The organism is Paraburkholderia sp. (genome assembly GCF_036488505.1).
Lineage (GTDB): Bacteria > Pseudomonadota > Gammaproteobacteria > Burkholderiales > Burkholderiaceae > Paraburkholderia.
This window is the reverse complement of the sequence record NZ_DASXHN010000410.1, coordinates 1-21,882: the sequence shown is the minus strand read 5'-3', so window position 1 is coordinate 21,882 and position 21,882 is coordinate 1. Positions and strand designations below refer to the sequence as shown.

18 protein-coding genes are annotated in these 21,882 nt (G+C 65.2%); 9 read left to right on the top strand and 9 right to left on the bottom strand.

Annotated elements, in window-relative coordinates; translation table 11 throughout:
* Together VGH68_RS23910 and VGH68_RS23905 are read left to right on the top strand one after the other, a co-directional pair.
* Positions 1-924 (top strand): ATP-binding protein (locus tag VGH68_RS23910; protein ID WP_331606184.1); only part of this gene is annotated, 924 nt, incomplete at its 5' end.
* A gap of 56 nt (positions 925-980) precedes the next feature.
* On the top strand, positions 981-1,529 hold the full coding sequence (locus tag VGH68_RS23905) for a peroxiredoxin (RefSeq protein WP_331606183.1): 549 nt from the start codon (positions 981-983) through the stop codon (positions 1,527-1,529).
* A 23-nt stretch (positions 1,530-1,552) separates the two neighbouring features.
* On the opposite strand, the gene ispF is transcribed toward VGH68_RS23905, so the two are convergent.
* Both ispF and ispD read right to left on the bottom strand, forming a co-directional pair.
* Complete coding sequence (ispF, locus tag VGH68_RS23900) at positions 1,553-2,032, bottom strand: 2-C-methyl-D-erythritol 2,4-cyclodiphosphate synthase (RefSeq protein ID WP_331606182.1); 480 nt, start codon at positions 2,030-2,032, stop codon at positions 1,553-1,555.
* A 110-nt stretch (positions 2,033-2,142) separates the two neighbouring features.
* Positions 2,143-2,856, bottom strand: coding sequence for a 2-C-methyl-D-erythritol 4-phosphate cytidylyltransferase (gene ispD / locus VGH68_RS23895; RefSeq protein ID WP_331606181.1), 714 nt, complete (start codon positions 2,854-2,856; stop codon positions 2,143-2,145).
* Between the two features lie 121 nt (positions 2,857-2,977).
* On the opposite strand from ispD, the gene mfd reads away from it, so the two are divergent.
* From mfd to mscL, 4 genes are all read left to right on the top strand, one after another.
* Positions 2,978-6,460 (top strand): transcription-repair coupling factor, encoded by a 3,483-nt coding sequence (gene mfd / locus VGH68_RS23890; protein ID WP_331606180.1) that lies wholly within the window; start codon positions 2,978-2,980, stop codon positions 6,458-6,460.
* Positions 6,461-6,716: 256 nt separating this feature from the next.
* Positions 6,717-7,952 (top strand): acetylornithine deacetylase, encoded by a 1,236-nt coding sequence (gene argE / locus VGH68_RS23885; protein WP_331606179.1) that lies wholly within the window; start codon positions 6,717-6,719, stop codon positions 7,950-7,952.
* A gap of 107 nt (positions 7,953-8,059) precedes the next feature.
* Positions 8,060-9,094, top strand: coding sequence for a threonine/serine dehydratase (locus VGH68_RS23880; RefSeq protein WP_331606178.1), 1,035 nt, complete (start codon positions 8,060-8,062; stop codon positions 9,092-9,094).
* A gap of 102 nt (positions 9,095-9,196) precedes the next feature.
* Positions 9,197-9,643: a large conductance mechanosensitive channel protein MscL gene (gene mscL / locus VGH68_RS23875; protein ID WP_331606177.1), complete on the top strand. Its 447-nt coding sequence runs from the start codon at positions 9,197-9,199 to the stop codon at positions 9,641-9,643.
* Between the two features lie 130 nt (positions 9,644-9,773).
* On the opposite strand, the gene VGH68_RS23870 is transcribed toward mscL, so the two are convergent.
* From VGH68_RS23870 to VGH68_RS23860, 3 genes are all read right to left on the bottom strand, one after another.
* Positions 9,774-11,747, bottom strand: a complete 1,974-nt coding sequence (locus tag VGH68_RS23870) for a hybrid sensor histidine kinase/response regulator (RefSeq protein WP_331606176.1) — start codon at positions 11,745-11,747, stop codon at positions 9,774-9,776.
* Positions 11,748-11,947: 200 nt separating this feature from the next.
* Positions 11,948-12,439 carry a response regulator gene (locus tag VGH68_RS23865; RefSeq protein ID WP_331606175.1) on the bottom strand — a complete coding sequence of 164 codons (492 nt, stop codon included), beginning with the start codon at positions 12,437-12,439 and terminating at the stop codon, positions 11,948-11,950.
* A gap of 209 nt (positions 12,440-12,648) precedes the next feature.
* Positions 12,649-14,259, bottom strand: a complete 1,611-nt coding sequence (locus VGH68_RS23860; protein WP_331606174.1) for a sensor histidine kinase — start codon at positions 14,257-14,259, stop codon at positions 12,649-12,651.
* 370 nt (positions 14,260-14,629) lie between these two features.
* Between VGH68_RS23860 and VGH68_RS23855 the strand changes: the two genes are divergently transcribed.
* A complete protein-coding gene (locus VGH68_RS23855; RefSeq protein ID WP_331606173.1) occupies positions 14,630-15,121 on the top strand; it encodes a hypothetical protein in 492 nt (163 codons plus the stop codon).
* 313 nt (positions 15,122-15,434) lie between these two features.
* On the opposite strand, the gene VGH68_RS23850 is transcribed toward VGH68_RS23855, so the two are convergent.
* Both VGH68_RS23850 and VGH68_RS23845 read right to left on the bottom strand, forming a co-directional pair.
* The gene (locus VGH68_RS23850; RefSeq protein ID WP_331606172.1) at positions 15,435-15,560 is read right to left on the bottom strand and encodes a hypothetical protein; all 126 of its coding nucleotides are present in this window, start codon (positions 15,558-15,560) and stop codon (positions 15,435-15,437) included.
* Entirely contained in the window at positions 15,560-18,043 is a 2,484-nt protein-coding gene (locus VGH68_RS23845; protein WP_331606171.1) for an AsmA family protein, read from the bottom strand. Before VGH68_RS23845 ends, VGH68_RS23850 begins: the two co-directional genes overlap by 1 nt.
* Before the next feature lie 237 nt (positions 18,044-18,280).
* Between VGH68_RS23845 and VGH68_RS23840 the strand changes: the two genes are divergently transcribed.
* Positions 18,281-19,063, top strand: a complete 783-nt coding sequence (locus VGH68_RS23840; protein ID WP_331606170.1) for an ABC transporter ATP-binding protein — start codon at positions 18,281-18,283, stop codon at positions 19,061-19,063.
* Positions 19,060-19,863 carry an ABC transporter permease gene (locus tag VGH68_RS23835; RefSeq protein WP_331606169.1) on the top strand — a complete coding sequence of 268 codons (804 nt, stop codon included), beginning with the start codon at positions 19,060-19,062 and terminating at the stop codon, positions 19,861-19,863. Before VGH68_RS23840 ends, VGH68_RS23835 begins: the two co-directional genes overlap by 4 nt.
* 80 nt (positions 19,864-19,943) lie before the next feature.
* Here VGH68_RS23835 and VGH68_RS23830 read toward each other — a convergent pair whose 3' ends face one another.
* Both VGH68_RS23830 and VGH68_RS23825 read right to left on the bottom strand, forming a co-directional pair.
* Positions 19,944-20,492: a DUF6013 family protein gene (locus tag VGH68_RS23830; RefSeq protein ID WP_331606168.1), complete on the bottom strand. Its 549-nt coding sequence runs from the start codon at positions 20,490-20,492 to the stop codon at positions 19,944-19,946.
* A gap of 306 nt (positions 20,493-20,798) precedes the next feature.
* Positions 20,799-21,815, bottom strand: coding sequence for a zinc-binding alcohol dehydrogenase family protein (locus VGH68_RS23825; protein ID WP_331606167.1), 1,017 nt, complete (start codon positions 21,813-21,815; stop codon positions 20,799-20,801).
* Between the last annotated feature and the right edge of the window lie 67 nt (positions 21,816-21,882).

The window sequence follows — 21,882 nt, the reverse complement described above, 5'->3', positions numbered from 1 at the left end:
GACTACTGGGTTGCGCTCGACCGCGATCAGCTCGATAGCGTCACCGGGCTGCAATGGTTCGGCTGGGGCACGTTCGCGCTCGCGCTGTCGCTGTTCGGCGCCGCGTTCATCACCAGTCTGGTGAATCGTCCGTTCGCCCGGCTCGCGAGCGCCGCGCGCCGCGTTGGCCAAGGGCAGGCGCCGGAGCCGCTACCCGAGCGGGGACTCGGCGTGGCCGCCGACACGAACCGCAGCTTCAATCAAATGGTTCGCGACCTCGAGCAACTCGAAGCGGATCGCGCGCTGATGCTCGCCGGCATCTCGCACGATCTGCGCACGCCGCTCGCGCGGCTGCGGCTCGAAACCGAAATGAGCCCGTCCGATCAGGCGACCAAAGACGCGATGGTCGACGACATCGAACAGATGGACATGATCATCGGCCGCTTCCTCGATTACGCGCGGCCCGTGCAGCGCGTGCCGGAGCCGGTCGATCTGTCGGTGATCGCGGGCGAGCTCGCCGCGCGCATGCAAAGCGAGGACAGTATGCGGCTGATTACGCGGCTCGCGGCTTCAGCGGTGATCGAGGCCGACGAAACCGACATGCGCCGGGTGGTCGGCAATCTGCTCGAGAATGCGCGCAAATACGGACGCAGCGACGGCGACGGTGTGCCACATGTGATTCTCGAGACGCGCGTATCGCATTCGCGCGTCGAGTTGTCGGTCGTCGACGAAGGCCCCGGCATTCCGGAAGACCAGCTCTCGCTCGTCACGCGGCCGTTCTATCGCGTGAATACCGCGCGTACCCAGGCCAACGGCACCGGCCTCGGCATGGCGATCGTGCAGCGGCTCGTCGCGCGTTATCGCGGCGCACTGCGTCTGCGCAACCGCTCGCCGGGACCGGGGCTGGAGGTCACGATCGAGTTTCCGTTGGCGAAAGGGACCTGATAAAGGCACCTGACAAAGCAACGCGATAACGACGCGTGAGCGAAAGGAGTACCCGCATGAAAACCGTTGGCGATCAACTCGAAGCGTTCACCGTCACCGCCGCGAAGCCGGGCTTCAATGATCCGGAAGAACGCGGCGTATCGGCGTTTATCGATATCACCGAACAGTCGTTTCCGGGCAAGTGGAAAATCATCTACTTCTACCCGAAGGATTTTTCCTTTATCTGCCCGACGGAAATCGTCGACTTCAGCCGGCTCGTCAAGGATTTCCAGGACCGCGAAGCGGTGCTGCTCGGCGGCAGCGTGGACAACGAATTCGTGAAACTGGCCTGGCGCCGCGAGAACAAGGAGCTCGACAGGCTCAATCACTACTCGTTCGGTGACGTGAAGGGAGAGCTGATCGATCAGCTCGGCATACGCGACAAGGAAGCGGGCGTCGCGTTGCGCGCGACTTTTATCATCGATCCGGACAACACGATCCAGCACGTGTCGGTCAATAACCTGAACGTCGGCCGCAGTCCGCAAGAAGTGTTGCGTATCCTCGATGCGCTGCGCACCGACGAGCTGTGTCCGTCCAATCGCGCGATCGGCGGCGCGACACTGTAGCGCCCCCGCTTGCGCGGAACCATTCAGTTCCTGACCAGCAACACGGCAGCCTGCGCCTCGATCCCTTCGCCGCGGCCGAGATAGCCCAGCTTCTCGTTCGTCTTCGCCTTGACGTTGACGCGCTCGATTGGCAACCCCAGGTCCGCGGCGATATTCGCGCGCATCCCTTCGATATGCGGCGCGAGCTTCGGCGCCTGCGCGATCACGCTGCTATCGACATTGCCGATCGCAAAGCCCGCCGCCTTCACGCGCGCCGCGCATTCGCGCAGCAACACGCGGCTGTCCGCGCCGGCGAACTTCGCGTCGGTATCGGAGAAGTGCCGGCCGATGTCGCCGAGCGCGGCGGCGCCGAACAGCGCGTCGGTGATCGCGTGCAGCAGCACGTCCGCATCCGAGTGGCCGAGCAGCCCGCGCTCATACGGAATCGTCACGCCGCCGATAATCAACGCGCGTCCCGGCACCAGCGCATGCACGTCGTAACCTTGCCCAATTCTGAAATCCATTTGCGTCACGTCCTCGAGTGCTGAAGCCTTTGAAGCATTGAATCAGCGCGGCCGATGCGCGCGCCGATATTGAAATGGTGCATCGTCCGGTCGCGCAGCCGTGCCCGGCATCACGAAGCGGCCGGCCGGCTCAGGATCGCCTCGGCCAGGTCGAAATCTTCCGGATACGTGACCTTGAAGTTGCGCAGGCTGCCTTGCACCAGCTTCGGCGCATGGCCGGACCATTCGATCGCGCTTGCCTCGTCGGTCAGGTCGTGACCATCGGCTTGCGCGCGCAGGATCGCGTCGCGCAGCATACCGATGCGAAACATCTGCGGCGTTTGCGCCTGCCACAGCCCGTCGCGCGCCTCGGTGCGGGCGATGCGGCCATCGGCGGCGGCCGCGTCGATACGCTTTAGCGTATCGGCGACCGGCAGCGCCATGATGCCGCCGACCGCGTCGTCCTTCAGCGAACCGATCAGCGTGCGGATCAGCGCGGGCGTGATGCCGGGGCGCGCCGCGTCGTGCACCAGCACCCAGTCGTCGTCGTGTGCGCCGAATTCGACCAGCGCATGCAGCCCATTGAGCACCGACGCCTGGCGCGACGCACCGCCCCCGCGGCGCACCGCGAAGCGCAAGCCGCCGAAGCGGCGTGCGTCGAAATGCTGGTCATCGGGGGCGATCACAACGAGGGTCTGCGCGAACTCCGAGCAGGCGTCGAATGCGGCGAGCGAGTAATGCAACATGTCGCGGCCGGCCACAGTGCGATATTGTTTGGGCATCGCGGCGCCGGAACGGCTGCCGGTGCCTGCGCACGGAATCAGGGCAAATAGGCGGGAAGTCACGAGTGCGGATGCCGCGAAGTCAAAGTAAAGGACAGATTTTATAATAGGTCCTTCGCCACCCACGCCCGTACCCGCGTAAACTTCGCCGTCACGTGTGAGCCCGAGCCGCTTTTTCTCCTTTATGCCCGATATCGCCGCATCCTCGCAGTCCTCCCCGCCCGTCGCGCTCGTCAAGGCCGGCCAGCGTTTCGCCTTCGACGGCACGCGCGGTTCGTCCGACGCGCTGCTGATCGCCCGCTACCACCTCGCGTATCGCGAGAAGATGCCGCTGCTCGCGGTCGTCTGCGAAAACGCCGTCGACGCGCAGCGGCTGTCGCAGGAAATCGGCTACTTCGCACCCGACGCGCGCGTGCGCCTGCTGCCCGACTGGGAGACGCTGCCCTACGACACGTTCTCGCCGCACCAGGACCTCGTCTCGGAGCGCCTTGCAACGCTGCACGATCTCGGCGAGGGGCGTTGCGACATCCTGCTGGTGCCCGCCACCACCGCGTTGTACCGGATGCCGCCGGCGTCGTTTCTCGCCGCCTATACGTTTTCGTTCTCGCAGGGCGAGCGGCTCGACGAAGCAAAGCTCAAGGCGCAGCTGACGCTCGCCGGCTACGAGCACGTGAGCCAGGTCGTCCGTCCGGGCGAATACTGCGTGCGCGGCTCGCTGCTCGATCTGTTCCCGATGGGCTCGCCGCTGCCGTACCGGATCGACCTGTTCGACGACCAGGTCGATTCGATCCGCGCGTTCGATCCCGACTCGCAGCGCAGCCTCTACCCGGTCAAGGACGTGCGCCTGCTGCCGGGCCGCGAATTCCCGTTCGACGAAGCCGCGCGCACCGCGTTTCGCAGCCGCTGGCGCGAGACCTTCGAGGGCGATCCGAGCCGTGCATCGATCTACAAGGACATCGGCAACGGCGTGCCGTCGGCCGGTATCGAATACTATCTGCCGCTGTTCTTCGAGGACACGGCCACCCTCTTCCACTATCTGCCGGAAGGCTCGCAACTCGCGTTCAGCGGCGATCTGGACGCGGCGATCCGGCGCTTCACCAACGACACGAAGCAGCGCTTCAATTTCCTGTCGCACGATCGCGACCGGCCGATTCTCGAACCGCAGCGGCTGTTCCTGTCGGATGAGGACTTCTATGTCCTCGCCAAGCCGTTCGCGCGACTCGTGCTGCCCGGCAACGGCGACGGCGCGTGGTCGCTGGCCCTGCCGAACCTCGCGATCGACCGTCACGCCGACGACCCGCTCGCCGCATTGCGCGCGTTTCTCGCGAGCACGCCGAACCGCGTGCTGTTTACCGCCGAGTCGGCGGGCCGCCGCGAGACGCTGCAGCAACTGTTCGCCGACAACCAGCTGAAACCCGCGCCGGCCGACAGCTTCGCGCACTGGCTGACGAGCGACGCGCCTTTCTCGCTCGGCGTCGCGCCGCTCGCCAACGGCTTTGCGGTCCCCGGCGACGGCATCGCGATCGTCACCGAAACCGAGCTATACGGGCCGCTCGCGCGTCGCGCCGGACGCCGCCGTCAGGAACAGGCGAGCAACGTCGATTCGATGGTGCGCGACCTGTCCGAGCTGAAAGTGGGCGATCCGGTCGTGCATTCGCAACACGGCATCGGCCGCTATATGGGCCTCGTGACGATGGACCTCGGCGAAGGCGAAACCGAGTTCCTGCACCTCGAATATGCGGGCGACAGCAAACTCTACGTGCCGGTCGCGCAGTTGCACGTGATCTCGCGCTATAGCGGCGCCGATCCGGAAAGCGCGCCGCTGCACTCGCTCGGCTCGGGCCAGTGGGAAAAAGCCAAACGCAAGGCCGCGCAGCAGATCCGCGACACCGCGGCCGAACTGCTCAATCTGTACGCACGCCGCGCCGCCCGTTCGGGCCATGCGTTCGCGCTCGAACCGAAGGATTACGTGAAGTTCGCTGAGAGCTTCGGCTTCGAGGAAACCCCGGACCAGGCCGCGGCGATCGCGGCCGTGATCGGCGACATGACGAGCGGCAAGCCGATGGACCGGCTGGTATGCGGCGACGTCGGCTTCGGCAAGACCGAGGTCGCGCTGCGCGCGGCGTTTATCGCGGTGATGGGCGGCAAGCAGGTCGCGCTGTTGTCGCCGACCACGCTGCTCGCCGAGCAGCACACGCAGACTTTCACCGACCGCTTCTCCGACTGGCCGGTGCGCATCGCCGAGCTGTCGCGTTTCAAGTCGACCAAGGAAGTCAACGCGGCGATCCAGCAGATCAACGAAGGCACGGTCGACATCGTGATCGGCACGCACAAGCTGCTGTCGTCGGATGTGCAGTTCAAGCGGCTCGGGCTCGTGATCATCGACGAGGAGCACCGCTTCGGCGTGCGTCAGAAAGAGGCGCTGAGGGCGTTGCGCGCCGAGGTCGACGTGCTCACGCTGACGGCGACGCCGATTCCGCGCACGCTCGGCATGGCGCTCGAAGGTCTGCGCGACTTCTCGGTGATCGCGACCGCGCCGCAGAAGCGTCTGGCGATCAAGACCTTCGTGCGGCGCGAGGAAGACAGCGTGATTCGCGAGGCGATGCTGCGCGAGCTCAAGCGCGGCGGCCAGGTGTACTTCCTGCACAACGAGGTCGAGACGATCGAGAATCGGCGCCACATGCTCGAAGCGCTGGTGCCCGAAGCGCGCATCGCGGTCGCGCACGGTCAGATGCATGAGCGCGAACTCGAACGCGTGATGCGCGACTTCGTTGCGCAACGCGCGAACGTGCTGCTGTGCACGACGATCATCGAAACCGGTATCGACGTGTCGAGCGCGAACACGATCCTGATCCATCGCGCGGACAAGTTCGGCCTCGCGCAATTGCACCAGTTGCGTGGGCGGGTCGGGCGCTCGCATCATCAGGCGTACTCGTATCTGCTCGTGCACGATCCGCAGGGACTGACCAAGCAGGCACAACGCCGGCTCGAAGCGATCCAGCAGATGGAAGAACTCGGCTCGGGCTTCTATCTGGCGATGCACGATCTCGAAATCCGCGGCACCGGCGAAGTGCTTGGCGACAAGCAATCGGGCGAGATTCACGAGATCGGCTTCCAGCTTTATACCGACATGCTCAACGACGCGGTCAAGGCGCTGAAGGACGGCAAGGAGCCGGACCTCACCGCGCCGCTCGCCGCGACCACCGAAATCAATCTGCACACGCCGGCGATTCTGCCGGCCGACTATTGCGGCGACGTGCAGGAGCGTCTGTCGCTGTACAAGCGCCTCGCCAATTGCGAACACAACGATTCGATCGACGGCATCCAGGAAGAGCTGATCGACCGCTTCGGCAAGCTGCCGCCGCAGGCGCACGCGCTGGTGGAAACGCATCGTCTGCGGCTGGCCGCGAAGCCGCTCGGCATTTCGAAGATCGACGCGGCCGAAACGGTGATCGGCCTGCAGTTCATCCCGAATCCGCCGATCGACGCGATGCGGATCATCGAGATGGTGCAGAAACACAAGCACATCAAGCTCGCGGGCCAGGACAAGCTGCGCATCGAAACGCGCAGCCCCGATTTCACGGTGCGGGTCGCGACCGTCAAGGAGACGCTGCGCGCGCTCGCCACGCCCAGCCGCGGCACGGCGGCGGCTGCGTCCGCGCGCTGAGCCGCCGCAGCGAGTGTTGCCGCGCGCGCCTCGCGCAGGTTGGCGGCGTGGGCCCTGCTGAGCCGCGCATGGTCAGCCCGCGCACACCATGCGCGCGTCGCCGGCCCGCCTTCGGGTCATGCGGATAGAAAAACGGGGGACGTCCACCCGTTTTTCGCGTTCATGCTGCGCCGCGCCAATACGCACGGCGCTTGCAGACGCGCTGACGAATATCTTTTGGGATATGATCGAAAGACTCAAATGCCGGAGTCCAGTCATGTCTCATGTCGCTGAAACAGCGCAATCTTCGCAGTCGCCATCGCCCTCCGCTTCTTCCAGCTCTCCTGTTTCGCTCCCCTGGATCACCCGCCTCGTGTCGATCGACACGGTCAGCCGCAATCCGAATCTCGGTCTGATCGAAACCGTGCGCGACGAGCTGCGCGCGCTAGGCATCGATGCGACGCTCACCCACGGCAAAGGTGGCAAATGGGCGAACCTGTTCGCCACGGTGCCCGCGCACGATGGCGAGACCAACGGCGGCGTGGTGCTGTCGGGTCACACGGATGTGGTGCCGGTCGATGGCCAGCAGTGGGACAGCGATCCGTTCAAGCCGGAAGTGCGCGGCGACAAACTGTACGGCCGCGGCACCTGCGACATGAAAGGTTTTATCGGCGCGGCGCTCGCGCTGGTGCCGGACATGCAGCGCACGAAGCTCGCGAAGCCGATCCACTTCGCGCTGTCGTTCGACGAGGAAGTGGGCTGCGTCGGCGCGCCGCTGCTGATCGCCGATCTGATGAAGCGCGGCGTGAAGCCGGATGGCTGCATCGTCGGCGAGCCGACCAGCATGCGCCCGATCATCGCGCACAAGGGCATCAACGCATACCAGTGCTGCGTGCGCGGCCAGGCCGCCCATTCGTCGCTGACGCCTAAGGGCCTGAACGCGATCGAATACGCGGCGCGCCTGATCTGCTACATCCGCGACATGGCCGATCAGTTCCGCGCGCAAGGCCCGTTCGACGAACAGTACGACGTGCCGTTCAGCACCGCGCAGACCAGCACGATCATCGGCGGCAACGCGATGAACACGGTGCCGGCCGAATGCAAGTTCGAGTTTGAATTCCGCAATCTGCCGACGCTCGATCCCGAGTCGATTTTCGCGCGCATCGATACGTACGCGCGCGAAACGCTGCTGCCGAAAATGTTGCGCGAGCATCCGTCGGCCGCGATCGAGATCACCAAGATCGCCGCGGCGCCCGGGCTCGATGCGTCCGAACAGGCGGCGATCACGCAGTTGGTGCGCGCGCTCACCGCCGATCAGGACAAGCGCAAGGTCGCGTACGGCACCGAGGCGGGGCTGTTTTCGAACGCGGGCATCCCGAGCATCGTCTGCGGGCCCGGCGACATCCAGCAGGCGCACAAGGCGAACGAATTCGTCGAACTCGAACAGTTGGCCGCGTGCGAGCGTTTTTTGCGCAAGTTCATCCACAGCATGTCGGTCGAGGCCGCGCGGTAATCGCGCGCAGTCGTGACGCGAAGTCATAAGTTTGTGGCGCGCAGCCGCACGGAAACTGCGCGCGGCAAAACGGGTCTCAGCCTTATCGACGCCTTCGGTGCCACGCCATGTCAACCGCCACCCCGCAGCATACCGACCACACGATCGACGGCGAGCCGATCCCCACGCTCGACGACATCGCCGCGCAGCATTTTGCGTTGACGCCGTGGGTCGCGCGAACCCCGGTATTCGACCGGCTCGACTTTTCGTCGTTGCACGGCACCGTGGTCAATTTCAAGTTCGAACTGTTGCAGGCGGGCGGCAGCTTCAAGGCGCGCGGCGCGTTCACCAATCTGCTCGCGCTCGACGACACGCAAAAGAGCGCGGGCGTGACCTGCGTATCGGGCGGCAATCATGCGGTGGCGGTCGCGTATGCCGCGATGCGGCTCGGCGTGAGCGCGAAGGTCGTGTTGTTCAGGAAGGTGAACCCGGCGCGCATTGCGCTATGCCACGAGTACGGCGCCGATATCGTGTATGCGGAAGATCTCGCCGAGGCGTTCGAACTCGTACGGCGCATCGAAGCCGAGGAAGGCCGCTATTTCGTGCACCCGTTCAACGGCTATCGAACGGTGCTCGGCTCGGCCACGCTCGGCTACGAATGGGCGACACAAACGCCCGATCTCGAAGCGGCGATCGTGCCGGTCGGCGGCGGCGGCCTCGCCGCCGGTGTCGCCACCGCGCTGCGGCTCGCAAATCCGAATGTGCATGTGTATGGCGTCGAGCCCGAAGGCTCGGACGTGATGAGCAGGAGTTTTGCCGCCAACCATACGGTCAGGATGGGCCATATGCACAGCATCGCCGATTCGCTGATGTCGCCGCATTGCGAGCAATACAGCTATGAGCTGTGCCGCCGCCATATCGATCAACTGGTGACCGTATCCGACGACCAGTTGCGCGCGGCGATGCTAATTCTGTTCGAGCAGTTGAAGCTGGCGGTCGAACCGGCGTGCGCGGCCGCCACCGCGGCGCTGCTCGGCCCATTGCGCGAGCGCCTGAATGGCAAACGCGTCGGCATCCTGCTGTGCGGCACGAATATCGATCCGGTCAGTTTTGCCGCGCATATCGAGCGCGCGCGTCATAGCGAGTCGCAGTTTCCCCGTTAGTATCGGCGTGCACGGAAACATGCATTGACGTTGCCGCTAAACACTAGCCTATCCGTCTCAGATTGGTATGATTTAGCTATTCATGTCTGGGGAGGTACTTGTATGAGCATGGTCAAGGAATTCAAGGAATTTGCTCTGAAGGGCAATGTGATGGATCTCGCCGTTGGTGTGATTATCGGCGGCGCATTTTCCAGCATTGTCAATTCCGTGGTTAAAGACCTGATCATGCCGGTCGTCGGGCTTGCCACCGGCGGCCTCGACTTCTCCAATCTGTTCATTCGCCTTGGCCATATCCCGCCGACCTACAAAGGCAACCCCGACTCGTATAAAGACCTGCAAACGGCAGGCGTCGCGGTAATCGGCTATGGTTCGTTCATTACCGTGCTGATCAACTTCATCATTCTCGCGTTTATTATTTTCCTGATGGTCAAGTTCATCAACAATCTGCGCAAACCGGAGGAAGCCAAGCCGGCCGAGCCGCCACCTGTGCCGGAAGACGTGCTGCTGCTGCGTGAGATTCGCGATACGTTGAATAACTCGCCACGTTAAATATGAATCGAAGATCTGGCCTTTGAGGTTTAACGGCTGGAAACAATGAAACACAAAAGCCTGTTGCGATTGCCGTCGCAACAGGCTTTTGTGTTTTCCCTTTGCTCCCGGCGACATCGATGCAAACGCGTCACTCGCCGTTGCGCGCCTTCAACTGCGCCGCGCTTTCGATCGTCGCTTCCAGCTGGCCGAAGTTCACCGGTTTGGTCAGATGCGACGTGAAGCCCGCGGCGAGGCAACGGCGCACGTCCTCATCGGTGCCGAAGCCGGTCAGCGCGACGGCCGGCACGTCCGAATGCTCGCGAAACGCCTCGATGAAATCGAGGCCGGTGCCGTCCGGCAAGCCGACATCGCTGACAATCAGATCGAAGCGCTGCAACTGCGTCGCGGCCAGCGCGTCGTCGACGCGGCCGACCACCGTCACGTCGTGACCCAGGCTGCGGATCAGTTGCGCCATCACTTCGGCGGTGTCCGCGTGATCCTCGATCAGCAGCACGGTCAACAAACTCGCCGGCTGCACCGTGCTCGGCACGACGACCGGCTGCACCGCGGCCGGCGCGGCCGCGGTCGGCAGCGTGATCGTGAAGGTCGCGCCGCAGTGCGGGCCCGGGCTCTGCGCGGTGACGACGCCGCCGTGCACGTCGGTTAGCGCCTTCGTGATCGCCAGACCGAGGCCGAGGCCGCCGAATTGCCGCGTCATGTTCTGGTCGCCCTGCTCGAATGCGTTGAACAGCTTGCCGATCTGTTCGGGCTCGATGCCGATGCCTGTATCTTCGACCGAGATCTGCACCTGCATGCGTTCGTCGCGCGTGCGCACGTAGATATGGCCGCCGTCCGGCGTGAACTTCGCGGCATTGCGAATCAGGTTCCACAGCATCTGCTGCAAACGCGCGCGGTCGGCGAGCACATAGTGATGGGTCGCGTGCTTGGCCACGTGCACGTCCTGCTGCTTGACCTGGATCTCGCTGCGAAAGAGTTCGAGCACACTGTCGATCACGTCGTGCACGTCGACGGTTTCGAGCGACAGACGCAGCTTGCCGTTCGCGACACGCGTCAGATCGAGCAGATCATCGATCAGCCGCGCCTCGAGTTCGATATTGCGGCGGATCATCCGCACGCTGCTGCGCGCCTGGTCGGGCAGACCGGGCATCATATCGAGCACGCTCGCGCCGGCCAGCACCGGTGTGAGCGGCGTGCGCAATTCGTGCGACAGCATCGCGAGAAACCGGTCCTTCGCGCGGTTCGCCTCTTCGGCGGCCTGGCGCGCGGCCTGCTCCGACGCGAGCAGCCGTTCGCGCTCCTCGGTCGCCTCGCGCTCCGAATGAATGTCCGTGCAACTGCCGAACCATTTGCTGACGTTATTCTCGGCGTCGCGCATCGCGACCACGCGCATGTCGAACCAGCGATATTCGCCGTCGTAACGGCGAATCCGCATCTCGTGCCGGTACTCGCCGCTTTGCCCCGTCACCGCCTTGAGCCAGCTGCGGCGGATCTCCTCGCGATCGTCCGGATGGACGGCACCGAGCCACGCGAGCCCGTACGAACGGTGCTCGGACAGCCCGCTGTAGTCGTACCATTGCTTCGACAGGAAATCGCAGTCGCCGGCCGCGTTGCAGGTGAACACGAGGTGCGGCAGCGTCTCGGACAGCGTGCGGTAATGCAGCTCGCGATCGCGCAGCAGCCGCGCCTCGTCCGACGCGCGTTGCAGACGCACCTGCGACAGCACACGCTCGACTGCCTCGGGCAAATAGTCCAGATAGTCGCCGGACTTCGGCACCACATCGGACACGCCCGCGCGCAGCGCCTCGATCACGCGTGATTCGTCGGTGAAGCCGGTCACCAGGATCGCCGGAATCTGAATCCCTTCGGCGCGCAGATGGCGAAAGAAATCGAGACCGGTCTCCGGTCCGCTCAACTGGTAGTCGAGCACCAGCAGATCGGGGCCGCCAGTTGCGAGCCGCTCGCGGGCCGCCTCGACGCCGGCGCAGATCGCCACCTGGCAGCCGGCGCGTTCGAGCGACCGGCGCGCGAGCCGCAGGATGCCCTCGTCGTCGTCGACAACGAGCACATACGCGGCGTGCGGCGTGGACACTTCTTCGATCATGCGGGTTTTCTCTGGCGGGTTCGTTGGCTCATCTTGTCATGCACGGCTTTCGGACAGTTTCACGCGTATGCGGGTGCTGCGGTTCGACGCTGAGCAGAGGTCGATCGTGTCGCCCGCCGGCGCGACGGGTGGCACTGATCGCGCGCGTCGGCCCGCCCGCCAATCCGTTGGCGGCCACGACCGGTTGCGCGCCTGGCCGTTCACCGCGCTGCCAGGCGGTGCCCCGGCGGCAGCTTGACGACCTGAAGGAAAAAACCCAGCCGGCGCACCGCCTCGATGAACGTATCGTATTCGACCGGCTTACAGACATAGACGTTGCAGCCGAGTTCGTAGCAGCGCGCGATTTCGCGCGGATCGTCGGTGGTGGTCAGCACGATGACCGGGACCTCGGCGGTCTCGGGCGACTCCTTCAGACGCCGCAGCACTTCGAAGCCGTCGACGCGCGGCATCTTCAGATCGAGCAGCACGACGAAATTCTCGAGATCCTCGCGCGGCGGATACGGATGGCCGTCCGCATCGGTGAGAGGCTGCGCCGACGCGGGGCCAAAGAAATAATCGAGCGCCTGCTGGCCGTCGCGAAACCGCAGGAAGCCGTTCGCAATACCGGCACGGCGCAGATTGCGCTTGACGAGCGTCGCATGTCCATCGTCATCCTCGATCAGCACGATGCTGACCGTTTGTGCATGATCCATATGCTCCCCCTGCTGACGATTGGCCGCGCATGGCGGTTGACGATTGGCGTGCCGTGTTGATGCCGATTTTCGTGCCGACAGCGTTCTGTCGACGCTTCTCGCGAACGGTAGTGCAAATTTCCTTACCCGCGACGCCCCGCAGCACTCACGCGTGCAGGATAGACCAGCCGGCGCAATCGGACGCGCAACCCGACGCGTGTTCCTGACGCTCAGACCCGCACCGGCTGCTCGGGCAGCACGACGAAAAAGGTCGAGCCCGCGCCTTCGGCCGATTCGACCCAGACCCGCCCGCCGTGCCGCTCGACCGTGCGCCGCACCACCGCGAGGCCGATGCCGTCGCCGTGCGCGACGTCGCCATGCAGGCGCTGGAACGCGCGAAACACTTTCGACAGATAGGCGGCCGGAATCCCAAGACCATTGTCGCGCACGTAATAGGTACGCATGCGCACCGCGCGCTGCTCGCTGGCGTCGACGGGTTCGGGCTCGAGCGCGCCGACCTCGATGCGTCCGCTGCGCGCCGGATCCAGAAAATTCAGCGCGTTGCCGATCAGGCTCGCGAAGATCTGCTCGAGCGCCGCCGGGTCGCCCCACGCGGGCGGCAGCTCGCGCACGGTGACGACCGCCGCGCGCTGGCTGATCGCCCCCTGCATGGCGTCGACCACACGTCCCACGACGCGCCCGACGCTCACGCGCTGCCACTGATATTCGAGCCGCCCGGCGCGTGAAATCCGCAGCAGTGCGTCGATGATTGCCGCCGCGCGCGCTACTCCCGCGCGCAGATAGTGCAGCGATTCGCGCACGTCGCCATCGAGAATACGTGTGATGCGCCGATGTTCGTCGCCAGGCAGACGCGCGTCGCCGACCAGCTTGTCGAGTTCATCGCACGACACGTGCAGTTCTTTCGAGAAGCCTTGCAGGTTCACGAGCGGCGAGCGCAGATCGTGCGACACGCTGTAGATGAACATCTCGTTGTCCTGGGTTTCCTGGCGCAATGCCTCATTGACCGCCGACAGCTCGCGCGCACGCGTTTCGAGTTGCCTTTTCAACGCGGCCTGCGCGGTGTCGGCCTCGCGCAGACGCGCGTCCGTCTGATGCAGCACGGTGTCGAGACCGGCGATTTCGTCGCTGCCCGACAACGGTGCGGCGAGCGGCCTGCCGCTGCCGAGCCGCTCGGCGTTATCGGTCAACACTTCGAGCCGCCGGCCGATGCTGCGCGCAAACACCACCGCGGTGCCCGCCCAGATCAGCATCGAGCCCACCACGGCGGCGATCAGCGCGTACTGCTGATGCGCGCGCCGCTGCGCGAGCGCGACCGACCGTTCGGCGTCGAGCCGCGACGCGGCCGCGCCGAATTCGGCGAGCTCGTCGCGAAACGCGGCGATCTGTGGTGGCAACGCATTGGTTTCGAGCGCGACATATGGCGTGAGGCTGCGGCCTTCATGCAGCGCCTGCGAGATCGCGATGCTCTGCTCGCGATAGGCGTCGACCGCGCGCCGCATGTTGCGTACGCGGCCGGCCTGCCGCGGCGTGTCCGCCACCAGCGCATCGAGTTTCGCGAGCCGGTCGTTGAGATCGACCCACACCGCGTGGCGGTCGACCAGCGCTGCATCGCGTGTGACCATCGCCGCGCGCACGCGCGCCGCCTGACGCAGCAGCGGATCGGCGAGTGCCGACGACTGATAGAGGATCTGCTGGCTGTTATCGACCCACTGCGCGGCCTGCGCGGTCCGCTGCTGCGTATCGAAGACGACGCCGAGCAGCGCCAGTTCGACGACGCTCGGCACCGCAATCAGCAGCAGACCCTTCGTGAATAGTTTCATGTTCCCGTCAGGGTGTTCAGGCTGTCATTCGCGACGCGGCTCGCGCGCCCTCGTCGCGCCCCGCGAAGGCGCGCGAGCCGCGGTCGGACGGGCCATTATCGACGTGAATCCGAGATATTTCAACGTGAGCTCAGCAGGTCCTGGCGCACACAGAAATGACTTTTTTATTGGCAGAAGATGTTTTTTCGGCGCCGCGTGCGTCTATGATGGAGACAAGGTGTGCTGGGATGCGAATGCGCGCGGCGAGGCGGTTCGGCATGATTCGTGCGGGAGGCGGTGAAGCGGCGCATGCGTCGAATCACCGTGAGTCCAGCCTTGTCGTATGCTATAAAAGATCGACGTGCGGCGCGCGAAAGCCGGGAGTGGTCGCATGAGGACGCAGCGTTTCTTGCAATTCTTTTTCAGGCGAATTTTTATGTCCTTCCCGAAAAAGCGTAGGCGCGCGAAGGTGGACGGCGACGAGTCGTTCCTCGCGGTTCTACGGCATTTCAAGCCGTTCAGTCAACTCGACACCAAGATCGCGCGCGCCCGCGCGCAAGACGAGCCGGTGCTCTATGCGCACGTGCTGCCCGGACTCGACGTACTCCTGTGCAGCGTGCGCGGCGCGCAGCCCCCCTACCCCGCGCCCGCCGAACTGCGGCGGCGCTGCATCGAATCCATCACCAACGCATTGGAGCAGCCGCTCGACGGTCTCGAGAACGGCGGCTACTGGTACGAAGCGGACGGTTTCGGCTTCCTCGTCTTCGCGAGCCGCGCGCGCGGCAAGATTCTGACGGAGTTTGGCGCGACACGCAGCGGCACGCGTCGCGGTGTGCGCCGGCAGGATGCGGCCGGCGACGCGACACCGCGTTCGTTGCGCTAGACGCGCCAACGCAGGGCCATTCAGGCAGGCACTCAGGCGAGCCCGCTGACGCAGCCGACTGACGCAAGGTCAATCTCAGTGCTGCCCTCAGACGCGCACGACCGCGCGGTGCGGTTGAACCGTAGTTGGTTTTTTTTTTGGCGACGGCTCGTATTGTGTTCACGCGTGCGCCGTCGGGTCGGCGCGGTCTGTCGCCCGGGCCCGGCGCGCGCGGCGTGAGCTTTCCCTTTCGTTTCACTACACCCAACCCTTCATCGTGCTTGCGCGTGTGCTTGCACATGCATGCATCCGTGCATGCACCGCGCCACCCCGTTTATTCGGCTATCGCATCGGCGCCGCTATCGGGCGCTGGCGGCACGCTGATCAGCCATAGAAACACGACACACAGCGCGCCGCCGAAGCTCCAGGTCAGCCAGTCTGCCGGCAGATCGATAAGCATCAACTGCCTTTGTATTGCGCCGCGCTTGCTGGCGACACCACCGCGGGCTTGCGGTCCGTCGCAGCGGGCGACGACGCGCCGCCCGACGATTTGTTCACCGGCACGCCATCGAGAGAAAGCGGCGCTTTTAGCGGCTGCTTGACGCCCGGCGGGGGCGCCTTCGGCGGCTGCTTGACCTGTGCGAGCAACGCCGCGCACGGCAACGGCTTGTTGTCGCTCGGCGCGAGCAGCGGCAACAGCGCGGCGAACGGATTGATCAGCCCGAGCCCGATCGCCGCGCCGCCGCGCAACGCAAGCGCCGCGGCATTCACGCCGACGTGCGGATTCTTGAACGTGCCCTTCACATACAGCGGCGAGCGCAGCGAAAACACGCGGAAGCCTTTCGTATGCGGATGCACGCCGAGGTTCATCGTCTCGTCGCGCATATTCACGTTACCGTCGATATTGATCACAGCGTCGCCGGTGTCGAGTGCGAACACGCGCGATTCGAGCACGCCGTTGGTCGCGACAAAATCGGCGGCCGCGCAGTTGATATTCACGTCCCGACTGCCGAATAGTTTTTCATACACGACGTTCGCGACATTCAGCCCGGCAGCCTCCATCAGCAGACGGCTGACCGTGCCCTGCGTGACGAGCGCCTTGACCTCGCCATTCGAGGTCGCCGCGAGCGCCGCTGGCGAATTGCCGGTGGCGGAAAGCGACGCGTCGCCGTTGATTTCGCCGAGCGCGTTCTGCATCGTCTTGAAGTTCGGGAATAGCTGTTTCAGCTTCAGATGCCGCGCCTGCATCGCGAAGCGTCCCTTCAGCGGCACGCTCGCGCCATCGAGGTGAATATCCGACGCGAGCGAGCCGCCCGCGACACCGAACTTCAGCGGCTCGAGCGACAGCACGCCGTCGGTCATCACCACGTGCGTATAGAGATCGGTGATCGGCAGATCCGAATTCCTGAGGATGCGCCGGCCGGTGAATTTCACGTCGGCGTCGATCGCCTTCCAGCGGTCGGTGCGGAACTCTTCCACCGGCAGCGCACGGCCGCTCGGCTGCGCGGTCGCGTCGCCGCGGCGCGCCTTGCTCGCTTTCGAATCGGCGCCGATCACCGGCGCGAGATCGGAGAACTGCAGCAGATGCGACACGAGTTCGCCCTTCAGCAACGGACGCGGCTTACGCGCCGTATAGGTCAGCGAACCGTTGAGATCGCTGCCGCCGACCCGCCCTGTAAAGTTTTCGTACGTGAATACGTTGCCGTTGGCGTTGAAGTGGCCGATCAGGCGACCCTCGGTCGCGTACGGCGGCGTGTCGGGCAACGTCACGCCGGTCAGCGAATAGAGGCGCGCCATGCTGCTGCCCTGCAGCCACAGCCGCAGATCGAGCGCGGCGAGATGCGCGGGATCGGTCACTGTGCCGACGAACGCGATATGCAGATCGCCCGCTTTGAGGTCCGCTTGCAACGGGAACGGCCTGCTCGCATCCTGGAGCGCGAGCACGCCGCCGACCTTGCCGCTGCCGGAGACCGGCGTGCGGTTGTACGTGCCTTTGGCGGTCCAGGCGATCGCGTAGAGCGGCGTCGCGCGCGGGGTCCCAGCGGCGCCGGACGCGCTGGTGGTTTCGCTCGCGCCTGATGCGGTTTCGACTGTGGTCGCGCTGGTGCTGGCGGTTTCGTTCGCCACAGCCGCAGCGCTCGCCGCAGGTGCGCCGGAAGCTGCCGACGCTTGTGCCGCCGTGGCCGACGCGTGGGACGCGTTCGCGTCGGACGCCGCCTTCGCCTCCGACGCGGCCTGAGCGTCGGCCTGAGCGTCGGCCTGAGCGGCGAGCCGGTGCGCGCCCTCCTTGCCGACCGCCTGCGCCGACGCACTGCGCGAAGCCGCTTGCTGCTGCTTCAACGCGTCGCCGATCGGGATCGGCTGGCCGAGCGTATCGACGGTCATCGCCAGTTCGACCTTCTTCTGCTGATCCGACAGCGCGATATTGCCCTTGGCGAACGCAATGTCATGCAGGTCGAGCTTCCATTCGGATGGTTTGCTCGAGGACGGCAGCTTGAAGGTCCAGTTGTCGCGTCCGTCGACCAGACGTTCGAGATCGACTGACGGATTCACCAGATTGATCGACGGAATCACGATGTCGTGCGCGAGCAGCGGCAGCACCTCGACCTCGAAGTCGATTTCGTCGAGCGTCGCGAATTGCGGCCGTTTGGCCCAGTCGGGATTGCCCACGGTCACGTTGGCCGCCGAGAAGCGCGGCCACGGCACCCAGCCGCGCCAGCCGCCTACGCCGGTCGCATGCCGCCAGCCCACTTTCAGATCGCCGTTGATCGCGAACGGCCGGCCGATCGCCTGGGTCACCTTGTCGTTGATGTAAGGCCGGGCGCGGTTCCAGTCGAAGGTCGCCACGAAGATCGCGAGCGCGACGACCAGGACGATCAGCGTGCCCAGCACCCACGCGACGACTTTTCCAATCCGTCTTTCGACGCTGCTCGACCCAGCCATTGAGACGCTCCGCGTGTTGTTCTCCGTTGCCGTCGCGCAGCAGTTAGCATGCCCGGCGGCGAGCGGCGAGCCGCACTGCGCAGTCGTGGTTGGTCCGCGCCGATGTTGCGTTGCTGCTGTGCCTGATTAGCCTCCGGTCGTTCTATCATTGCGCACGGTTCGGCGGCCATCGAGCCACGAATCGATCCAAGACTTGTGACGCGCTGTCGCCTGAACGCCTTCCACGACGATCCAACCATGACCGATGTTCCCCTCGTGCTCGCCGAGCGCATCGCGCGACGCGATACGCAGCGCGGCCAGACACTGCTGCAGCCGACCACCTTCGCGCTGCGCGCCGGCGAACGCGTCGCGATCACCGGGCCGTCCGGCTCGGGAAAAAGCGTGCTTCTGCGCGCGCTCGCGTTGCTCGATCCGCTCGATACCGGCCGCATCCTGTGGCATGGCGCGCGCATCGAGCGCGCGGCGATTCCGCGCTACCGCCGCGAGGTTGCGTATATCCGCCAGCGGCCCGCGCTGATCGACGGTAGCGTCGAGGACAATCTGCGCTATCCGTTCGGCTTGCGCGCTTATCACGACGTGCATTTCGATCGCGAGCGGGCCGCGGCGCTCGCCGCGCAGGCGGGCCGTGGAGGCGATTTTCTCGGCAAGCGCGCGAGCGAACTGTCCGGCGGCGAAGCGCAGATCGCCGCGCTAATCCGCGTGCTGCAACTCGCCCCCGACGTGCTGCTGCTCGACGAGCCGACCGCGGCGCTCGATCCGGCGTCCTCGCGCGCGATCGAGGCGCTGGTGCGAGCATGGTTCGACGCGGCGCCCGATCGTCACGCGTCGATATGGGTGTCGCACGATCCGGAGCAGGCCGCGCGGATGAGCGAGCGGCATCTGACGATGCGTGCCGGCGTGCTCGAAGAAGCCGCGCTCGAGCAAGCGCCGCAGCGCCTGCATCGCGACGCCGTGCAGAACGCCCCGGAGAACACCCCGGCCGACGCCCCCAAAAACGCCAGGCCGGAGCCGCGCCAATGAATCTGCAGAACCTGAGTCTGTGGGATGTCGCGATCGCGACGCTGCTGATCGTCGTGAATGGCGCGGTCTCGATCGCGCTCAAACTCGATCTCGAACGCAAGCTTGCATGGGCTGCGGTGCGCACGGTGTTGCAATTGCTCGCGATCGGCTATGTGCTCGGCTGGATATTTCAGTTCAACCGCTGGTACGTGGTGCTGCCGCTGATGATCGTCATGACGCTGATCGCCGGTTTTGCCGGCGCGCAGCGCGGTCGCCGCGGTTACAGCGGGCAACGCGCCGACAGCGTGGTGTCGATCTGGGTCAGTTCATGGCTCGTCGCCGCGGTGGGGCTGTTCGTCGTGATCCGCATTCACCCCTGGTACGAGCCACAGTATGCGATTCCGATTCTCGGCATGATCCTCGGCAATACGCTGACCGGCGTGTCGCTCGGCGTCGAGCGGATGATCGATGAGTTGACCGCGCGGCGTGACCGCGTCGAGATGGCGCTCGCACTCGGCGCGACCCGCTGGGAAGCGGCGCAGTCGCCGGCGCGCCAGGCGGTGCGTGCCGGCATGATGCCGACGCTGAACCAGATGGCGGTAGTCGGCGTCGTGAGCCTGCCGGGCATGATGACCGGCCAGGTGCTGGCCGGCCAGTCGCCGTTGCAGGCGGTGCGCTATCAGATCGTCATCATGTTTCTGATTGCCGCGGCGTCGGCGTTGGGCACGGTGGGCGCGGTGCTGCTCACGTATCGGCGGCTCTTCTCAGCGGAGCATCAGTTCTTGCCGGCGCGGCTGGTGGAGCGGGCGGACAACGGCTAAGCCGCTGGCCCTCGCCATTGTCTCGCGTCCGACAGGTGGCGCGTGCACCCGCATACTCGCGCACACTCGCATCGCGGAGTTCACCGCTTCGCGCTGACCGCCACCTCGGTGCCATCGCTGAGAGTCAGCGTCTTCGTGCTGCCGTTGACCGGCATCGTGAACCGCACGATCTGGCTCATCGTGACATCGTTCGGACATTTGAGCGTCTTGCCGCCGCTGGTCACGGTCTTCAGGCCGTGCGGCGTTTGGGCCTGAAAACTGAGCTGCACATTCGCGGTGCCATCCTTGGACACCACCGGCGCAAAGCGGATTTGAGTCTGACGGATCATCGCGCCATTGGAATCGAGCGGTAGCGACGAATAGTTCGGGCACGCGTCGGTGCCGGGCACCGGGCCGCCCGGCGGCACCGTCTTCCACGTGAAGTCGTCCGACTCGCCGGAGCGGATCGTGCGGGTTTCCTGGGAATTGCCGAACTGTTTCGACGTGACGCGCACGGTGTAACGGATCGGACCGTCGAGCGCGGCCTGCGACGTGACGGTGATCGGCGTAGCTGCGTGAGCGGCCGGCATCAGCGCGCAGCCGAGACAAGCGACAACGGAAACGGCGGAGAGTTTGAAGCGGAAGCTCATACTGTCACCTCGTTGTTGTGCCGCTGCGCGCTTGCGTCCGCGCTACTGCCCGCGCATTACCCGCTCCGGCTTGCACACACGCGCACCGCCGGGCAGGGCCGCAAGACACGCAACCGTTTTAGCATGCTGCGCTGCCAGTCTACCGCCAAGCAACCTGCCGCGCGTGCGCGGCCGGCTCGGGTGTTACCCCGCTTGCGGGCAAGCCGTTTCTGCGCGCCGGTTTGATTTCGTCCGAGCTTCGACGGTATCGTGTGCGCGCGCCGGAGGAGGCTTGCCCTTCTACTTCACATCCCGTCAGCTGTGCGATCAGAACCCCGTCAGCACGAGCTTGCCGATCGCGCGCCCTTCCTCGAGCAAGCGATGCGCACGGCGCAGGTTCTCCGCGTTGATCCTGCCGAGGTCCTCGCCGAGCGTCGTGCGCAGCGTGCCCGCGTCGACGAGGCGCGCGACCTCGGTCAGCAGCTTGTGCTGTTCGATCATGTCGGGCGTGCCGAACATCGAGCGCGTGAACATGAACTCCCAATGAAACGCCGCGCTTTTCGCCTTCAGCAGTTCGACCGGCAGCGTCGCGCTGTTTTCGACGATCGTACAGATGCCGCCCTGCGGCTTGATCAGTTGCGCGGCGGCCGGAAAATTACGGTCGGTGTCGTTGAAGATCAGCACATAGTCGACCTGCTCGATGCCGATCTCCTTCAGTTGCGCGGACAGGTCGCCAAAGTGATTGACGACGTGATCCGCGCCCAGATCGCGCGCCCATTTCGCCGATTCGGGCCGCGATGCGGTCGCGATCACGGTCAGCTTCGCCAGCTGTTTCGCCAGTTGGATGCCGATCGAGCCCACCCCGCCCGCGCCGCCGAAAATCAGCACGGTGCGGCCTTCGTGCGCGCCTTGCGGCGACACGCCGAGGCGATCGAACAGCGCCTCCCACGCGGTGATCGTGGTGAGCGGCAATGCGGCCGCGTGCGTGAAATCGAGCGAGGCCGGCTTATGACCGGCGATCCGTTCGTCGACCAGATGAAACTCGCTGTTCGCGCCCGGCCGCGTGATGCTGCCCGCGTAGAACACCGGATCGCCGACCTTGAACAGCGTGACATCCGGCCCCACCGCGACGACCGTGCCGGCCGCATCCCAGCCCAGCACGCGCGGCGCCTGTTCGACCGTATCCTTCGGCGCGCGCACCTTGGTATCGACCGGGTTCACCGAAATGGCTTCGACCTTCACCAGCAGATCGCGTCCGTTGGCTTGCGGCTGCGCAATCTCGACGTCGACGAGTGCCTCGGGATGATCGACCGGCAAATAGCGATAGAGTCCGACGGCTTTCATGGCTGCTCCTTGTTGGTTCAATTGGGTTCACGGCCCCGTGATCGTACGGGCATCGTTATTCTTTTGA

Excerpts from the sequence above, each read along its gene's own strand:
- VGH68_RS23905 (WP_331606183.1), top strand. The coding sequence starts at position 981 with ATGAAAACCGTTGGCGATCAACTCGAAGCGTTCACCGTCACCGCCGCG.
- ispF (WP_331606182.1), bottom strand. The coding sequence starts at position 2,032 with ATGGATTTCAGAATTGGGCAAGGTTACGACGTGCATGCGCTGGTGCCG.
- mfd (WP_331606180.1), top strand. The coding sequence starts at position 2,978 with ATGCCCGATATCGCCGCATCCTCGCAGTCCTCCCCGCCCGTCGCGCTC.
- argE (WP_331606179.1), top strand. The coding sequence starts at position 6,717 with ATGTCTCATGTCGCTGAAACAGCGCAATCTTCGCAGTCGCCATCGCCC.
- VGH68_RS23880 (WP_331606178.1), top strand. The coding sequence starts at position 8,060 with ATGTCAACCGCCACCCCGCAGCATACCGACCACACGATCGACGGCGAG.
- mscL (WP_331606177.1), top strand. The coding sequence starts at position 9,197 with ATGAGCATGGTCAAGGAATTCAAGGAATTTGCTCTGAAGGGCAATGTG.
- VGH68_RS23870 (WP_331606176.1), bottom strand. The coding sequence starts at position 11,747 with ATGATCGAAGAAGTGTCCACGCCGCACGCCGCGTATGTGCTCGTTGTC.
- VGH68_RS23865 (WP_331606175.1), bottom strand. The coding sequence starts at position 12,439 with ATGGATCATGCACAAACGGTCAGCATCGTGCTGATCGAGGATGACGAT.
- VGH68_RS23860 (WP_331606174.1), bottom strand. The coding sequence starts at position 14,259 with ATGAAACTATTCACGAAGGGTCTGCTGCTGATTGCGGTGCCGAGCGTC.
- VGH68_RS23855 (WP_331606173.1), top strand. The coding sequence starts at position 14,630 with ATGAGGACGCAGCGTTTCTTGCAATTCTTTTTCAGGCGAATTTTTATG.
- VGH68_RS23850 (WP_331606172.1), bottom strand. The coding sequence starts at position 15,560 with ATGCTTATCGATCTGCCGGCAGACTGGCTGACCTGGAGCTTCGGCGGC.
- VGH68_RS23845 (WP_331606171.1), bottom strand. The coding sequence starts at position 18,043 with ATGGCTGGGTCGAGCAGCGTCGAAAGACGGATTGGAAAAGTCGTCGCG.
- VGH68_RS23840 (WP_331606170.1), top strand. The coding sequence starts at position 18,281 with ATGACCGATGTTCCCCTCGTGCTCGCCGAGCGCATCGCGCGACGCGAT.
- VGH68_RS23835 (WP_331606169.1), top strand. The coding sequence starts at position 19,060 with ATGAATCTGCAGAACCTGAGTCTGTGGGATGTCGCGATCGCGACGCTG.
- VGH68_RS23830 (WP_331606168.1), bottom strand. The coding sequence starts at position 20,492 with ATGAGCTTCCGCTTCAAACTCTCCGCCGTTTCCGTTGTCGCTTGTCTC.
- VGH68_RS23825 (WP_331606167.1), bottom strand. The coding sequence starts at position 21,815 with ATGAAAGCCGTCGGACTCTATCGCTATTTGCCGGTCGATCATCCCGAG.